This is a genomic window from Micromonospora phytophila (genome assembly GCF_023656545.1).
Lineage (GTDB): Bacteria > Actinomycetota > Actinomycetes > Mycobacteriales > Micromonosporaceae > Micromonospora > Micromonospora phytophila.
In genome coordinates, this window is record NZ_JAMOKF010000111.1 from 1 (window position 1) to 14,875 (window position 14,875).

12 protein-coding genes and 1 riboswitch are annotated in these 14,875 nt (G+C 73.5%); of the genes, 8 read left to right on the top strand and 4 right to left on the bottom strand.

Translation table 11 applies throughout. The annotated features are described in order from the left end of the window. The 5 genes from NCC78_RS15475 to paaN form a co-directional block, all read left to right on the top strand. On the top strand, positions 1 to 2,096 hold a 2,096-nt coding region (locus NCC78_RS15475; RefSeq protein ID WP_250795232.1), incomplete at its 5' end, for an ATP-binding cassette domain-containing protein. Further along, positions 2,096 to 2,992, top strand: a complete 897-nt coding sequence (locus NCC78_RS15480) for an ABC transporter permease (RefSeq protein ID WP_250795233.1) — start codon at positions 2,096 to 2,098, stop codon at positions 2,990 to 2,992. The genes NCC78_RS15475 and NCC78_RS15480, both read left to right, overlap by 1 nt. Positions 2,993 to 3,264: 272 nt before the next feature. After that, a riboswitch (SAM riboswitch) is annotated at positions 3,265 to 3,400 on the top strand. A 10-nt stretch (positions 3,401 to 3,410) separates the two neighbouring features. Then, the gene (gene thrC, locus NCC78_RS15485) at positions 3,411 to 4,697 is read left to right on the top strand and encodes a threonine synthase (protein WP_250795234.1); all 1,287 of its coding nucleotides are present in this window, start codon (positions 3,411 to 3,413) and stop codon (positions 4,695 to 4,697) included. Between the two features lie 326 nt (positions 4,698 to 5,023). Continuing rightward, complete coding sequence (locus tag NCC78_RS15490; protein WP_250795235.1) at positions 5,024 to 6,043, top strand: GNAT family N-acetyltransferase; 1,020 nt, start codon at positions 5,024 to 5,026, stop codon at positions 6,041 to 6,043. A 130-nt stretch (positions 6,044 to 6,173) separates the two neighbouring features. After that, complete coding sequence (gene paaN / locus NCC78_RS15495; RefSeq protein ID WP_250795236.1) at positions 6,174 to 7,847, top strand: phenylacetic acid degradation protein PaaN; 1,674 nt, start codon at positions 6,174 to 6,176, stop codon at positions 7,845 to 7,847. Between the two features lie 63 nt (positions 7,848 to 7,910). Here the strand turns inward: paaN and NCC78_RS15500 are convergent, their stop codons facing one another. After that, a complete protein-coding gene (locus NCC78_RS15500; RefSeq protein WP_250795237.1) occupies positions 7,911 to 8,456 on the bottom strand; it encodes a GNAT family N-acetyltransferase in 546 nt (181 codons plus the stop codon). Positions 8,457 to 8,665: 209 nt separating this feature from the next. Here NCC78_RS15500 and NCC78_RS15505 point away from each other — a divergent pair, with 209 nt between their 5' ends. The 3 genes from NCC78_RS15505 to groL all read left to right on the top strand — a co-directional run bounded on the left by NCC78_RS15505 (position 8,666) and on the right by groL (position 12,151). Beyond that, positions 8,666 to 8,869 carry a cold-shock protein gene (locus tag NCC78_RS15505; protein ID WP_088998148.1) on the top strand — a complete coding sequence of 68 codons (204 nt, stop codon included), beginning with the start codon at positions 8,666 to 8,668 and terminating at the stop codon, positions 8,867 to 8,869. 270 nt (positions 8,870 to 9,139) lie between these two features. Further along, positions 9,140 to 10,255, top strand: a complete 1,116-nt coding sequence (locus NCC78_RS32065) for a hypothetical protein (RefSeq protein ID WP_284706305.1) — start codon at positions 9,140 to 9,142, stop codon at positions 10,253 to 10,255. A 273-nt stretch (positions 10,256 to 10,528) separates the two neighbouring features. After that, positions 10,529 to 12,151 (top strand): chaperonin GroEL, encoded by a 1,623-nt coding sequence (groL, locus tag NCC78_RS15515; protein WP_250795238.1) that lies wholly within the window; start codon positions 10,529 to 10,531, stop codon positions 12,149 to 12,151. A 58-nt stretch (positions 12,152 to 12,209) separates the two neighbouring features. Here the strand turns inward: groL and NCC78_RS15520 are convergent, their stop codons facing one another. The 3 genes from NCC78_RS15520 to NCC78_RS15530 form a co-directional block, all read right to left on the bottom strand. Beyond that, positions 12,210 to 12,410 (bottom strand): hypothetical protein, encoded by a 201-nt coding sequence (locus NCC78_RS15520; protein WP_250795239.1) that lies wholly within the window; start codon positions 12,408 to 12,410, stop codon positions 12,210 to 12,212. 87 nt (positions 12,411 to 12,497) lie between these two features. Further along, positions 12,498 to 13,436, bottom strand: a complete 939-nt coding sequence (locus NCC78_RS15525) for a GNAT family N-acetyltransferase (protein ID WP_250795240.1) — start codon at positions 13,434 to 13,436, stop codon at positions 12,498 to 12,500. A 46-nt stretch (positions 13,437 to 13,482) separates the two neighbouring features. Further along, the coding region (locus NCC78_RS15530) for a S8 family serine peptidase (RefSeq protein WP_250795241.1) at positions 13,483 to 14,875 on the bottom strand (1,393 nt) is incomplete at its 5' end.

The window sequence follows — 14,875 nt, forward strand, 5'->3', positions numbered from 1 at the left end:
AGCCGGGCGCCGGCCCGGGGACCGGCCCGTCCCGCGCCCCGGCCGGCGCCGCCGACCCGTCCTGCGGCCGGTTCGCCGCCGACGTCTGCGAGGCCTACCTGCGCATCGCCACCACCGGCCGGGCCGACCAGGCCGCCGTGGACCTGCTGCGCCGCTCCTCCCCGGCGGGAGTGCTCGACCGGATCAAGGCGCCGACCCTGCTGGTGCAGGGGGAGGCGGACACCCTCTTCCCGCTCAGCGAGGCGGACGCGAACGCGCGCGGCATCGCCGCCACCGGCACGCCCGTCCGGGTGGCCTGGTTCACCGGCGGCCACGACGGCGGCGAGGGGCCGAAGACCGACTCGGACCGGGTGAAGTTCCTGACCGTGCAGTGGCTGGACCACCACGTCGCGGGCGAGGGGGAGGCGCCGGGCGACGGCTTCACCTGGTCGCGGATCGCCGGCTTCGACGCCCTGGACCGGGGCCTGGTCGCCACCGGCTACCGCACCGCCGACTATCCCGGCACCGCCGGCACCGCCCGCTGGGAGGTGGCCGTCGACGGCCCCGCCCAGCCGGTCGCCAACCCGCCGGCCGGCAACCCGGCCGCGATCTCCTCGGTGCCCTTCGCCGGGGCGCTCTCCTCGCTGCTCGGCGGCGTGGCCGGCGACATCCCCGGCCAGCACGCCCGCTTCGAGTCGGAGCCGTTGGCCGAGGCGGTGGACGTGGTCGGCGCGCCGACCGTCGACATCCTGGCGGCGTCCCGGACCGGTGAGGCGGTGCTCTTCGTCAAGCTCTACGACGTCGACCCGAACGGCGCGGCCACCCTGCCCAACGGGCTGGTCGCCCCGGTGCGGCTCACCGGCCTGCCGACCGAGGTCGACGGGGCACGGCCGGTCACCGTCACCCTGCCGGCGATCGTCCGCCGGATCGAGGCCGGGCACCGGCTCCGGGTCGTGGTGGCCACCTCCGACCAGGCGTACGCCACGCCGGTCGAGCCGACCGTCCACACGGTCGCCGTCGGCGGCGGGGTCAGCCTGCCGACCGTCGCCGGCGAGCCGATCCCCACGACCGCGACGCTGTGGCGCTGGGTGCTGGCCGGGCTGGTCGCCGCGATCGTGGTCGGGCTCGTCGTGGTCGTCGCCGTGGCCCGCCGCCGGCACCGCCGCCAGGACAGCTCCGTCCACCCGGCGTACGCGGGCGTCCCGCTGGCCGTGCGCCAGCTCCGCAAGGAGTACGCGGACGGCTTCGTCGCCGTCACATGCGTGGACTTCGAGGTGCACCCCGGTCAGGTGGTCGGCCTGCTCGGCCCGAACGGCGCCGGCAAGACCACCACGCTGCGGGTGCTGATGGGGCTGACCCAGCCCACCGCCGGCGAGATCTACGTCTTCGGGCACCGGCTGGTGCCCGGCTCCCCGGTGCTCAGCCGGATCGGCGCGCTGGTCGAGGGGCCCGGTTTCCTGCCGCACCTCTCCGGCCTGGAGAACCTGAAGGCGTACTGGCGGGCCACCGGGCGGCCGGCCGCGGACGCGCACTTCGACGAGGCGCTGGAAAACGCCGGGCTGGGCGACTCGGTGCACCGGAAGATCAAGAACTACAGCCACGGCATGAAGCAGCGCCTCGCCATCGCGCAGGCCATGCTGGGCCTGCCGGAGCTGCTGGTGCTCGACGAGCCGACCGACGGGCTCGACCCGCCGCAGATCGCCGAGATGCGCCGGGTGCTCCAGCGGTACGCCACCGACGGCCGGGCGGTGCTGGTCTCCAGCCACCTGCTGGCCGAGGTGGAGCAGACCTGCACCCACGCGGTGGTGGTGAACAAGGGCCGGATCGTCGCCTCCGGCCCGGTCGAGGAGATCGTCGGCGAGTCGCCGAGCGTGCTCTTCGACGTCACCGACCCGGAGGCCGCGCGGAACGTGCTGGACCGCCTGGAGGGGGTCCGGGTGTTGCCCGACGGCGAGGGCCAACTGGTGGTGGACACCAACGGCACCGCCCGCAGCGAGGTGGTCGCCGAGCTGGTCAGGGCCGGCATCGGGGTGGACCGGGTGGTGCCGCGGCGCCGCCTGGAGGACGCGTTCCTCGCCCTGGTGGGCGAGAACTCTCGGGGAAGCGGGGACCGGTGATGTCGCAGTCGTCCGTCGATCCGGGGGCGCCGCCGGCCGTCCGTTCGGTCGGTGCCGCCACCGGCTACCGGCCGTCGGCCACCCTGCCGTTCGGCGCCGAGTTCCGGCGGCAGGCGTCCCGGCGGCGTACGCAGCTCGCGCTCGGGTTCATGGTGCTGCTGCCGCTGATCATCCTGATCGCGTTCCAGTTCGACTCGGGCGACGACGACAACGGCAGCAACGAGTTCTCCAGCCTGGTCGAGCTGGCCACCTCGGGCGGGCTGAACTTCACCCTGTTCTCGATCTTCGTCTCGGCGTCGTTCCTGCTGGTCGTCGTGGTGGCGCTCTTCTTCGGGGACACCGTGGCCAGCGAGGCGAGCTGGGGCAGCCTGCGCTACCTGCTGGCGGTGCCGGTGCCCCGGGCCCGGCTGCTGACGGTGAAGCTGCTGGTCGCGCTCGCGTACTCGGCGTTGGCGTTGGTGCTGCTCGCGGGCACCGCCCTGCTCGCCGGGACGCTGCGCTACGGCTGGGAGCCGCTGCGCAGCACGGTCGCCGCCCAGCTGGAGCCGGGGGAGGGGCTGCTGCGCCTGCTGGCGGTGCTCGGCTACCTGGCCGTCGTACTCCTGGTGGTGGCCGGCCTGGCGTTCCTGCTGTCGGTGACGACGGACGCCGCGCTCGGCGCGGTCGGCGGCGCGGTGCTGCTCTGGATCCTCTCCAGCATCCTTGACCAGATCACCGCGCTGGGCGCGATCCGGGCGTTCCTGCCGACCCACTACAGCACCGCCTGGCTGGGGCTGCTGTCCACTCCGGTGCAGACGGACGACGTGGTGCGTGGGGCCATCTCCGCGATCAGCTACGCCACCCTGTTCTGGGGGCTGGCGTTCTGGCGCTTCACCCGCAAGGACGTCACGAGCTGACGCCGAGTGGGGCCTTGGCTCGATCTTGGAAGGACGCGGCCCGCTGAGGGGCCTTGATCCTCCAAGATCGCCCGGTGGTCGTCCGGGCGCGCGGACGGGGCAGCCCCACGGCGTGCGCATCGGTGCTGTCGCCCTCGCCTGCCTCACGGTCTGTTAGGGGCGGGAGGGGACGACTTCCCGGGGCCGGGCGGATCTCGGACGGCTGCTCACAGCGTGGGAACCCGGCTCGGCAGGGGCGGCGGCATTGCTTAGACTCGGCGGCACAACTGCATACCTCATCCAGAGGGGCTGAGGGATACGGCCCGACGACGCCCCGGCAACCACCCCGCGCGCTCATCGCTGAGCGACCGGCGGGGCAGGTGCCAATTCCGTCCCCGCCGCACCCTGCGATGTGGGGAAAGATGAGAGGACTCTCGACATGACGTCGACGCTCGCCGCCCCCGGCATCGACACCGCCGCCAGCCCCGCCCGCGCCCTGGTCTGCCGCGCCTGCTCGGCCCGCTACCCGCTCGCCGCCCAGCACGCCTGTTACGAGTGTTTCGGCCCGCTGGAGGTCGACTACGACCTCGCCGAGCTGGCCAAGGTCACCCGGGAACAGATCGAGGCCGGCCCGCAGAACATCTGGCGGTACGCCGCGCTGCTCCCCGCCGGCCAGGACCCGGCGACCCGGGTCACCCTGGACCCGGGGTTCACCCCGCTGGTCTCCGCCCCGCACCTCGCCGCCGAGCTGGGCATCACCGCCCCGCTCTGGGTCAAGGACGACAGCGCCAACCCGACCCACTCGTTCAAGGACCGGGTGGTTTCGGTGGCGCTGACCGCGGCCCGGGCGCTCGGCTTCACCCGGTTCGCCTGCGCCTCGACCGGCAACCTGGCCAACTCGGTGGCCGCGCACGCGGCCCGGGCCGGGGTGCCGTCGGTGGTCTTCATCCCCGGTGACCTCGAGCAGGGCAAGGTCATCACCACCGCCGTCTACGGCGGCGAGCTGGTCGCCATCGACGGCTCGTACGACGACGTGAACCGGCTCTGCGGCGAACTGGTGGAGACCGACGAGTTCGAGGACACCGCGTTCGTCAACGTGAACGTGCGCCCCTACTACGCCGAGGGTTCGAAGACGCTCGGCTACGAGGTGGCCGAGCAGCTCGGCTGGCGCATTCCCGCCCAGGTGGTCATCCCGATGGCCTCCGGCGAGCTGCTCACCAAGATCGACAAGGCGTTCAGCGAGCTGGTCGAGATCGGGCTGGTCGAGGCGCCGGCGGGCGGCTGGAAGGTCTTCGGCGCCCAGTCGGCCGGCTGCAACCCGATCGCCACCGCCCTGCACGCCGACACCGACACGATCACCCCGGTCAAGCCGACCGGCATCGCCAAGTCCCTCAACATTGGCGACCCGGCCGCCGGCCTCTACGCCCTGGAGGCGGTGCGCCGCACCGGGGGCTGGATGGAGTACGTGACCGACGACGAGATCCGCGAGGGCATCCGGCTGCTGGCCCGCACCACCGGGGTCTTCGCCGAGACCGCCGGCGGGGTGACCGTGGCGGTGCTGCGCAAGCTCGTCGAGTCGGGCCGGCTCGACCCGACCGCGGAGACCGTCGTCTTCAACACCGGTGAGGGGCTGAAGACCATCGACGCCGTCGCCGGCCAGGTCGGCCCGACCCACCGGATCAAGCCCTCGCTGCGCGCCGCCCGCGACGCCGGCCTGCTCGGCTGACCCGCCCGACGCGGCGACGGGCCGGTAGCTGGGCGGACGGACGTCCGGCCGGCGGTGGATGGTGGATCGCCCGAACGGGGGATCGGGCCGATCCACCGGGTAACTGGCTTTTCGCTGTGAGTGTGGAAAACCCGCCGTCCAGGACTTGACGACCGGAACCGGACGGCGCAAGATGCTCCCTGCGGGAGGGCGTTTCGCCGAAGACTTTTGAAGTTCTTGCGACCCAACGCCGGAGGCGTTGTGCGATCGTCCCTCCCGACCAACGTCCGATCGGGCCAGCGAAAATCGCTGGCCCGATCGTGTTTCCGGGGCGCACGCTTCCCCTCATGAGCATCACGATCGCGCCGATCGACGCCGCGGACCAGGCCACGGTCGACGAGGCGTACCGGATCGGCGCGGTGGCCAACGACGCGGACCTGCCCGACTTCCCGCCGTTCTGCCGCCGGCGCTTCGAGGCGGCGATGCGGCATCCGATGCCGGGCAACGCCCCGATCTGGGCGCTGGCCCGGCTCGACGGCGTGCCGGCCGGCTACCTCGCGCTGGACCTGCCGCAGCTGGACAACACCGACAACGCCACGGCCGACCTGGTGGTCCATCCGGCGTACCGGCGGCGCGGGGTCGGCCGGGCGCTGCACGAGCACGGTGTACGCCTGTTGCGGGAGCGGGGCCGCAAGCGGGTGCTGGGGATGGCGGTGTCGGCGCTGCCCGGCGGGCCGGAGCGGTCCGCGGCCGGCGCCGCCTTCGCCGCCGCGACGGGCGCCCAACCGGCGCTGGTCGAGGTCCGCCGCCGGCTCGACACCACCTGGCTCGACCAGGAGGGCCTGGACGCCCTGTTGACCGACGCGCGGGCCAGGGCCGCCGGCTACCGCACCCTCCGCTGGCAGGGGAGCACCCCCGAGGAGCACCTCGCGGACATCGCCTATCTCGACGGCCGGCTGATGACCGACGCGCCCCTGGGCGACGTGGAGTGGGAGCCGGAGCGGATCGACGCCGAGCGGGTCCGGGGCACCGAGCGGGCGCTGGACGCGCGGGGGCGGCGGCGCTACCACACGGCGGTACGCCACGAGGCGTCCGGACGGCTGGTCGCCTGGACGCTGCTCGACGTCGGAGCCTCCGCGGACTGGCACGCGTTCCAGCAGATCACCATCGTCGACCCGGCCCACCGGGGTCACCGGCTCGGTCTGCTCGCCAAGATCGAGAACCTGCGTCACCTGCTCGGCCACGAGCCGGCGGTACGCGCGATCGACACCTGGAACGCGGCGGCCAACAGCCACATGATCAGCATCAACGAGCAGGTCGGGTTCCGCCCGGTCGACGGCTGGACCGACTGGCAGCTCACCCTCTGACCGGGGATCGCCCGCCGGGGCCGGCGCGTACACCGGGGTCGGTCCTCGTCCGCCGGTGGCGCGTACCCGACGGTCGCGCCGCCGCAGCGGCCCTTACTGCCCGGCCTGCGGCTGGGGCATGATGGCGGGCATGACGGAGACCCCGCATCCCCTGTACGACAGGCACGCCGACACCCTCACCCGTGCGCTGACCGCGATCACGGAGCGCGGGTACTGGTCCGCCTACCCCGAGTCGCCCAGCCCCCGGGTCTACGGCGAGACCGCCGCCGCCGACGGCAAGGCCGCCTTCGAGGCGTACCTGGACGGCGACTTCCCCCTCGACCAGCCCGGCGCTGGCGACCTGGTGGCCACCGAGACGAGCCCGTTCGGCCTGGCGCTGAACGTGCGCTACCCGCACCCCGGCGCCGACGAGCTGGTCGCCGCAGCGACCGCCGCGCTGCCAACCTGGCGCGACGCCGGCCCGCAGGCCCGGGCGGGCGTCTGCCTGGAGATTCTCGACCGGCTGCACAGGCACATCTTCGAGCTGGCCAACGCGGTCCAGTTCACCAGCGGCCAGGCGTTCGTGATGGCCTTCCAGGCCGGTGGCGCGCACGCGCTGGACCGCGCCCTGGAGGCGGTGGCCTACGCGTACGCGGAGATGACCCGGCACCCGGGGACGGCGGGCTGGGAGAAGTCGGCCGGCAAGGGCGACCCGCTGCGGATGAGCAAGACGTTCCACGTGGTGCCCCGCGGCGTGGCGCTGGTGATCGGCTGCAACACCTTCCCGACCTGGAACTCGTACCCCGGGCTCTTCGCCTCGCTGGTCACCGGCAACCCGGTGGTCGTCAAGCCGCACCCCCGCGCGGTGCTGCCGCTCGCGATCACCGTGCGGTACGCCCGGGAGGTGCTCGCCGAGGCCGGCTTCGACCCAAACCTGGTGCTGCTCGCCGCCGAGGCCCCGGGTGAGAAGCTCGCCTCCGCGCTGGCCCTGCACCCGGCCGTGAAGATCGTCGACTTCACCGGCTCCACGGAGTACGGCGACTGGCTGGAGGCGAACGCCCGGCAGGCGGCCGTCTACACCGAGAAGGCCGGCCTGAACACGGTGGTGATCGACTCCACCGACGACTTCGCCGGCATGTGCCGCAACCTCGGCTTCACGCTGACCCTCTACAGCGGCCAGATGTGCACCACCTCGCAGAACATCCTGATCCCGGCCGGCGGCATCGCCACCGACCAGGGGCACAAGAGCTTCGACGAGGTGGCCGGCGGCATCGCCGCGGCGGTCGGCAAGCTCACCGCCGACCCGGCGCGCGGGGTGGAGCTGACCGGCGCGATCGTCAACGACGGGGTGCTGGAGCGCCTCGACGAGATCACCAAGGTCGGCGAGCCGGTGCTGGAGTCGCGGACCGTCGAGCACCCGTCCTTCCCCGACGCGGTGGTCCGTACGCCGACGCTGGTCAAGCTGGCGGCGAACGACACCGCGACCTACGGCAGGGAGTGGTTCGGGCCGATCTCCTTCGCCATCGCGACCGACTCCACCGCGCACAGCCTGGAGATCCTGCGGTCCACCGTGGGGGAGAAGGGCGCGCTGACCGCGTCGGTCTACTCGACGGACGAGGCGGTGCTCGACGCGGCCGAGACGGCGGCGGTCGAGGTCGGGGTGCACCTGTCGTGCAACCTGACCGGCGGGGTCTTCGTGAACCAGTCGGCGGCCTTCTCCGACTTCCACGGCAGCGGCGCCAACCCGGCCGCCAACTCCGCGCTGACCGACGGCGCCTACGTGGCCAACCGGTTCCGCATCGTGCAGAGCCGTCGCCACGTCTGAGGTGCGGGCAGGGGCCTTCTCCGCGCCGTTGCGTGGATGGGGGCCCCTGCCGATCTCGGGTGCTCAGGCCGGGCGGCGCATCTGGAGTTCGGTGAGCGCTCGGACGGTGGGGTGCGGCACGCGTACGCCGGTGTCGACGAAGCCCAGCCGCTGGTAGGCGCGGTAGGCCCGGTCGTTGCCGACCACCACCTCCAGCATCAGCTCGGGCCGCCCGCACGCCCGGGACCAGTCGGCCACCGCCTCGATCAGGTCGCCGAGCAGCGTGCCGCCGCGCCAGGCCGGGGTGACGTAGACGGCGTACACGACGGTCAGCCCCGGCTCCTCCGGGGTCACCGTGCCCCCGGCGTGCCCGACCAGCCGGCCGCCCGGGTCCGCGACGAACTGCGCGGTCTCCGTGCCGGCCGAGACGTACGCGACCCGGGCCGCGAAGTCGGCGTGCGCGCGGGCCGCCGCGTCGGCGAGGGTCTCCAGGAAGGCCAGCGGCGCGTCGGCGAGCATCTCCAGCCGCAGCGCCCGCATCCGGGCGGCGTCCCGGGGCCGGACCCGCCGGATCTCCGCCCGCCGGGCCCCGGCCCGACCAGGGTCGGGTGCGCCCGGGGTGCTCGTCATGTCCGCATGCCTACCACAGCGATGATCGGCGATGCGCTTAGCTCGGAATATGCCCGATTTGTGGTCGTGCGCCACCGTCACGCCTCGTGTAGCGTGCGATTCCGGTCACCGATTCAGCGGCCGTCGCCGATCGCCGAAGCGGTGGTCCTCCGGTGCCGGTCCGCCGGTCTCCGGGGTCGTGGACGCCGCGCAGAGTGAGGAAGTGCACCGTGGCACAGGGCACCGTGAAGTGGTTCAACTCCGAGAAGGGCTACGGCTTCATCGCCGTCGACGGCGGGCAGGACGTCTTCGTCCACTTCTCCGCGATCGAGATGGACGGCTACAAGGCGCTGGACGACGGCCAGCGGGTGGAGTTCGAGATCGCCCAGGGCCAGAAGGGCCCCCAGGCCGAGCGGGTGCGCGTAGTCGCCTGACCGGCGGCCGGCCCCGGCGCGGGCCGGGCTCCCGCCACGGTGCGACCGTCCTCCACGACCGGTGGTCCGACCGACCGGGGACGGGGCTGCGGTGCGGGTGCGGCACCAGGAATGATCGTGAGCCGTTCCAGCTGTCGCTGAGGAGGGTTCATGTCCGACCAGCCGCCCCCGCCGTCCCCGGCACCCGGAGACCCCGATCCTTCGGTGCCGCCCCCGGCCCCTGGTGGTGACCGCGACCCTTCGGCGTCATCCTGGGGCGCCGGGCCCTCGGTGACGCCGACGGGCGATCCGACCGAGCCGCGGCCCGGTCCGCCCGTCGACCCGACCGCGCCCGGAGCGGGCTTTCCGCCGGCCGGCTGGGTCGGGCCGGCGTCGTACCCCGTCGACCCGACCGCCCCCCAGCCGCAGGGCTGGGTCTTCCCGCCCACCGGCGGCTACCCGGCCGGCGCCGGCCCGTACGGCGGGCAGCCGTGGTACCCGGGCGCCCCGGTCGCCTACCCGGGTCAGCCGGCCTACGGGTGGTACCCGCCCGGCCACGGCTTCGACCCGGCCGACCCGCTGGTCACCCCGCCCGGCGTCGGTCTCGGCGGCTGGTTCGAACGGTGCCTGGGCGCGGTACGCCGGGGCTGGCGTCTGCTGCTGCCGATCCTGCTGCTCACCCAGGTGCTGCCGGCCGCGGCGATCTCGATGCTCGCGCTGGTGGTCGACCCGTCGGCGGAGTGGGAGGCGACGACGGCCGACGACCCGGCGGCGCTGCCGGACGGCTTCGCGGCCGACCTGGGCGTCGTGCTGGGCGTGCTGATCGGTGGCACCCTGCTCTTCGGCCTGGTGCAGAGCCTGGGGTGGGCCGCCGGGGCCTGGGTGATCGCGCGGCAGGCGGCCGGCGAGCCGGTGAGCCTCGGCACCGCGCTGGGCTACGGCGTGCGCCGGGCGCTCGGCCTGTGGGGCTGGACCCTGCTGACGAGCGTGATCATCGGCTTCGGCCTCTGCCTCTGCGTGCTGCCCGGCATCTATTTCGCCTTCGCGCTGAGCATGGCCGGGCCGGTCTACCTCTTCGAGCGGCAGCACCCGATCGGTCGCTCGTACCGGATGTTCCACGACCGGCTGGGCCTGCTGCTCGGCCGGGTGGCGCTGGTGGCCGTGGCGGTGGTCGTGGTCACCGTGGCGGCGGGCATGGTGGAGACGGTGGCCTCGCTGCCGCTCGGCACCACCCCGATGGACTCCCCGGTCACGGCGGTGGCGGCGTTCGTGGTGGCGCTGGTGGGTGCGGTGCTGGCGGTGCCGGCTCACCTCGCGCAGCTCGTCGGCCTGGTGGTCACGTACGCCGAGCAGCGGGCCCACGAGGGACCGGTGAACAGCGCCCAACTGGCCGGGGAACTCAGCTGACCCTGGCCATCGTGCTTGCACTCGGCAGGGCAGAGTGCTAAACAAGTCATTGGCACTCGCATACCGTGAGTGCCAATGGTCGGGACGGTGGGGCCACGGCCGCACCGGCGTTGGAGACGCCGGTGGGGCACATGGCCGGTCGTCGCGGGCTATCCGGCCCGGCCGAAGGACGTCGTCGTCGCCAGGTGGCGACGTCCCAAGGTGCGTACACCAGGCGGCCCATCCGGGACACACACTCGGGTGGCCCGTGAGTGTCCAGGAGGACAACGCCGTATGGCCAAGATGATCGCGTTCGACGAAGAGGCGCGCCGCGGCCTCGAGCGGGGCATGAACCAGCTCGCCGACGCCGTGAAGGTGACGCTCGGCCCCAAGGGCCGCAACGTCGTGCTCGAGAAGAAGTGGGGTGCCCCCACCATCACCAACGATGGTGTGAGCATCGCCAAGGAGATCGAGCTCGAGGACCCCTACGAGAAGATCGGCGCTGAGCTGGTCAAGGAGGTCGCCAAGAAGACCGACGACGTCGCCGGTGACGGCACGACGACGGCGACCGTCCTGGCCCAGGCCCTGGTCCGCGAGGGCCTGCGCAACGTGGCCGCCGGCGCCAACCCGATGGCCCTGAAGCGGGGCATCGAGGCCGCGGTCGCGAGCGTCTCGGAGGAGCTGTCCAAGCTCGCCAAGGACGTCGAGACCAAGGAGCAGATCGCCTCCACCGCCTCCATCTCCGCCGGTGACAGCACCGTCGGCGAGATCATCGCCGAGGCGATGGACAAGGTCGGCAAGGAAGGCGTCATCACCGTCGAGGAGAGCAACACCTTCGGCCTGGAGCTTGAGCTCACCGAGGGTATGCGCTTCGACAAGGGCTACATCTCGGCCTACTTCATGACCGACCCGGAGCGCATGGAGGCCGTCTTCGACGACCCCTACCTCCTGATCGTCAACAGCAAGATCTCGTCGGTCAAGGACCTGCTCCCGATCCTGGAGAAGGTCATGCAGTCGGGTAAGCCGCTGCTGATCATCTCCGAGGACATCGAGGGCGAGGCCCTGGCCACCCTGGTCGTCAACAAGGTCCGGGGCACCTTCAAGTCGGTCGCCGTCAAGGCGCCGGGCTTCGGTGACCGCCGCAAGGCCATGCTCGCCGACATCGCCATCCTCACCGGTGGCCAGGTCATCAGCGAGGAGGTCGGCCTCAAGCTGGACGCCGTCGGCCTCGACATGCTGGGCCGCGCCCGGAAGGTCGTGGTGACCAAGGACGAGACCACCATCGTCGACGGTGCCGGCGACGCCGACCAGATCCAGGGCCGGGTCAACCAGATCCGGGCCGAGATCGAGAAGAGCGACTCCGACTACGACCGGGAGAAGCTGCAGGAGCGGCTGGCCAAGCTGGCCGGCGGCGTTGCGGTGATCAAGGTCGGCGCGGCCACCGAGGTCGAGCTGAAGGAGCGCAAGCACCGCATCGAGGACGCCGTCCGCAACGCGAAGGCCGCCGTTGAGGAGGGCATCGTCCCGGGTGGTGGCGTCGCGCTGGTGCAGGCCGGCAAGACCGCCTTCGACAAGCTGGACCTGGTCGGCGACGAGGCGACCGGCGCGCAGATCGTCAAGATCGCGCTGGACGCCCCGCTGCGGCAGATCGCCGTCAACGCCGGTCTCGAGGGTGGCGTGGTCGTCGAGCACGTCCGCAACATCGAGGCGGGCCACGGCCTCAACGCCGCCAACGGCGAGTACGTGGACCTGCTGGCCGCGGGCATCATCGACCCGGCCAAGGTGACCCGGTCGGCGCTGCAGAACGCCGCGTCGATCGCCGCGCTGTTCCTCACCACCGAGGCCGTCGTGGCGGACAAGCCGGAGAAGACCCCGGCCGCCCCGGCTGGCCCGGGTGGCGGGGACATGGACTTCTGAGTCCTGCTCCACAACGCCGAAAGGGGCGGGCCGCGTCAGCGGTCCGCCCCTTTCGGCGTCACGTCGGCAGTGGCCGCTGGTTGCGTCGCTTCTGCGCCCGGTTGTACGGCTGCCGGATCTGGACCGGCTCGTCGACCACCGTCACCGGTTCGTCGGCCGCCGGTTCGTCGGCTCCGCTCATCTCCGCCCGCTGCTCGGCGTCGCCGTAGTCGAGCCGGTCGAACGGCAACGGGCCGGGGATCTCGTCGTCCGTGGTCATGGGTTGCCTCCTCTACCGAAACGGTAGGGGGCGTCGATCACCGAGCACGGGCGAATGGCACTATCTGGGTCTATATCCCATTCGCCCCTATTGCTGCGCCGTGAGCGTCTTCCGGTACAGGAAGAAGACCCGCTCGATCCGGGCGCCCGCGCTCCCCGAGTAGAACGGCACCGGCCCGACCCAGCCGATCTGCGCCCGGTCGACCCCCGCCGCCCGCTGGTCGCGCAGGCAGCGACGCAGCAGCACCCCGCCGATCCCCGTGCCCTCCGCCGCCGGGGCGGTGCCCATCGGCCCGAACCAACTCGGCCGGGACGACCCGTACGCGGCGAAGCCCAACACCTCGCCGTCGCGCTCGGCCAGGTGACAGCCCGCCCCCTCCCGGCCGACCGAGCCGGCCAGCTCGGCGTCCCAGGCGCCGCCGAAGGTGGACCGGGCGAAGGCGGCCAGCGCCGGCAGGTCCGCCGGCCCGGCGCGGCGCACCGACACCCCCTGCCCGGCCAGGCGCGCCTCCGCGGCCTCCGTCGGGCGCAGCGCCGGGGAGCCGTCGTACGACAGGTCGGCGGTCATGTTCCAGGCCGTCCGGTCCTGCCGGTAGCCCAGCGCCAGCGCGGCGCAGACCGCCGGGGTGTAGCGCACGTCGATGCCGGGCCAGGCGTACCACGGCGGGTTGCCGGCGAGCAGCACCTCGGCCGCGCCGAGACCGGCGAGGGCCCGTTCGGCGTAGGACAGCAGCGTCCGGCCAACCCCGCGCCGCCGCTGGCCCGGGTCCACCGCCACCAGGTCCACGTGCCCGACCCGGGGGTCCGGGCCGGCGACCGAGCAGACCAGCGCCCCGACCAGCTCCGCCCCCCGGTACGCGCCGAGCGCCAGCACCGGTCGGTCGGCGGCGGCCCGGGTCCAGAGCGCGTCCACGACGGCCGGCGCCTCGGCCGCGTCCTCCGGCAGGTCCAGCGCCCGGCGGCAGAGCTCCACCACGGCGGGTGCCCGGTCGGCGGTCAGCTCGGCGACGATGATGTCCGCGTCCATGGTCGCCGACCCTAGATCACCGGGTACGGGTACGCGCAAGAGCGTCTCAGCCGCGGGCCGCCCGGACCGCCGCGTACGCGTCGACCAGGCCGGCGCCGGTGATGTTGGTGTCGCCGCCGCAGGTCTCCGTCCGGGACCGGTAGGTCGCCGCGGCCGGGGTCGCTGTGTCCCGCAGGATCTGCCGGGTGCGCGGCAGGTCCCCGACCAGCGCCGGGTTGGCCGACCACATCAGCGCCACCACGCCGGCCACCTGCGGGGTGGCCATGGAGGTGCCGCTGAGCGCGCCGTACCCGCCGCCGGGCATCGCCGAGACGACCCCGTCGCCCGGCGCCATCCCGCCGCCCGGCGCCACCACGTCCGGCTTGCCGACGCCGTCCGGAGTCGGGCCCCGGGACGAGAAGCTGGTGACCCGGCGCTGCCGGTCCACCGCGCCCACGGTCAGCACGTCCGGGTACGGCGCCGGTGGGTCGTCGATCGAGCCGCAGTACGGCCCGGTGTTGCCCGCCGCCGCGACCACCAGGATGCCGGCGGCGTCCAGCGCCGCGGTGGCCGGCCGGAGCACCCGGGGGTCGCAGCCCTCGATCGACGGGCAACCCCACGAGTTGGTGAGGATCTCCGGGGCGCGCTGGGGACGCCCGTCGGTGAACGGATCGCCGCCGGCGGGAAAGGGCGCCAGCATGAACTGGAGACACTCCAGGTAGTACGCGGGACTGCCGAGATTGCGGTCGAGGTTGACGCAGCCCACCCACCGCGCGCCCGGCGCCACCCCGATGCCCCGCCGGCCCACCGCGCTGCCCACCGTGTGGGTGCCGTGCCCGCCCTGGTCGGTCGGCGTCCGGGTGCCGTCCCACGGGTCGTACCAGGAGTCGTCGCCACCTCGGAAGCCCTCGGCCAGCGCGGGATGACCGCCGTCCACGCCCGAGTCCGAGCTGCCCACCACGATCCCGGAGCCGTCCACCCCCAGCTGCGACCAGACCCGGTCCGCGCCGATCATCCGGACGTTCCACTCCGGGCCGCTCGGGGCGGGGGCGCTGCCCCGGCTCGGGCCGGCCGGCGCGGGCAGCGGGCGCAACCGCTGGCTGACCAGCACCCGGGCCACCTCCGGCCGGCGGGAGAGCCAGGCCCGCACCCCCGGCCCGCCGGACACCTCCATCGCGTTCACGAGGTAGTAGGAGGTGTGGCCGAGGCGTAGCCGGCGCAGGTCGCGGCGCAGGTCGGACTGGGTGCGGTCGGCGGTGGCGACCAGCCGGCGGTAGACCTCGCCGGCCCGGGCGTCCCGACCCGCCCGGCCCGGCCCCGTCGGCAGGCCCCCCAGGTCGGCCTGCTCGCGCAGCACCACCAGCAGCCGCTCGCCGTGCAGGCCGGGCTGACCCGCGCCGACGGCGACCACCCCGACGGCGACCAGCAGCGCGGCGGCGGCCACCGTCGCCACCCGCCGG

Bases quoted from the DNA above. Each gene is read 5' to 3' on its own strand.
- thrC (WP_250795234.1), top strand. From the start codon at position 3,411: ATGACGTCGACGCTCGCCGCCCCCGGCATCGACACCGCCGCCAGCCCC.
- NCC78_RS15520 (WP_250795239.1), bottom strand. From the start codon at position 12,410: ATGACCACGGACGACGAGATCCCCGGCCCGTTGCCGTTCGACCGGCTC.
- paaN (WP_250795236.1), top strand. From the start codon at position 6,174: ATGACGGAGACCCCGCATCCCCTGTACGACAGGCACGCCGACACCCTC.
- NCC78_RS15480 (WP_250795233.1), top strand. From the start codon at position 2,096: ATGTCGCAGTCGTCCGTCGATCCGGGGGCGCCGCCGGCCGTCCGTTCG.
- NCC78_RS15525 (WP_250795240.1), bottom strand. From the start codon at position 13,436: ATGGACGCGGACATCATCGTCGCCGAGCTGACCGCCGACCGGGCACCC.
- groL (WP_250795238.1), top strand. From the start codon at position 10,529: ATGGCCAAGATGATCGCGTTCGACGAAGAGGCGCGCCGCGGCCTCGAG.
- NCC78_RS15500 (WP_250795237.1), bottom strand. From the start codon at position 8,456: ATGACGAGCACCCCGGGCGCACCCGACCCTGGTCGGGCCGGGGCCCGG.
- NCC78_RS15490 (WP_250795235.1), top strand. From the start codon at position 5,024: ATGAGCATCACGATCGCGCCGATCGACGCCGCGGACCAGGCCACGGTC.